The 796-nt window shown below is 38.2% G+C and carries 1 protein-coding gene and 1 pseudogene; both read left to right on the forward strand.

Going from position 1 to position 796, the window contains the following annotated elements:
* The coding region (locus tag A1D25_RS01940) for a hypothetical protein (RefSeq protein WP_157394033.1) at positions 1-239 on the forward strand (239 nt) is incomplete at its 5' end.
* A 57-nt stretch (positions 240-296) separates the two neighbouring features.
* Positions 297-796, forward strand: a pseudogene (locus A1D25_RS01945) (ShlB/FhaC/HecB family hemolysin secretion/activation protein); the annotation flags it as partial.

Genomic DNA, 796 nt, shown 5'->3' on the forward strand with positions numbered 1-796 from the left:
AGCTAGATGATTCACTGAAAGCCACAACTGAAGGTGTAAGAGAAGATATTGGTAGACTAGAAGAGACCAAATTGGAATTAGATGGTTTAGCAAGTATCATCTCAGACGCAGCGGTATGTTCAGTAGAATTACCTGCAGGAGTGTCAAGAGCAAATCAAGAAATTGTACGCTCTTGTGAAGGCATCAATAGTAAATCTTCTCGTCAATACAAACGTTTTGAAGAAGAGAATAAGCAGTAATGTTTGATAGTGCGAGGGGGCATAGTTCCCCCTTGCATTAGCGAAAAAGGAAACACAATGAAAAAGAAACAGTTTAAATTAAACCAGTTGATGGTGTTGTTAGGTGTGTCGTTAGCAGGTGTTGCATCAGCGGAAACGTTGATAGATGTAAAAAGTTTCCAACTTGTTGGAGATATTGCAACCTTAAGTGAGCCAAATCAACTTGCGATTGCAGAAGTATTGCACCCCTATCAAGGTAAAAACCAAAGTTTAACAAACTTAAAGAAAGCACAAGGTGAATTAGAAGCGGTATTAAATCGCTTAAATTTAGGTCGTTATACAGTGGTGTTACCAGAGCAAGAAATTATCGATGGTAACGTCTATTTACAATTAGTATTAGGCGGACGTGGTAATGAGGTGTTCTATAAAGGTGGAAAAGGTTACGAAAAAGAGAATATCGAACGTAGCTTACCGTCTTTAAAAGCAGGCAAAACTTACGAAGATGGTCGTCAGTGGTTTGATAAACGTGAGTTAAATATGGCGTTAGAAAACCCACTAAAATTAACTCGTGTTCACTA

Origin of the sequence: Ursidibacter arcticus, from assembly GCF_009761375.1 — a bacterium.
GTDB classification, from domain to species: Bacteria; Pseudomonadota; Gammaproteobacteria; order Enterobacterales; family Pasteurellaceae; genus Ursidibacter; species Ursidibacter arcticus.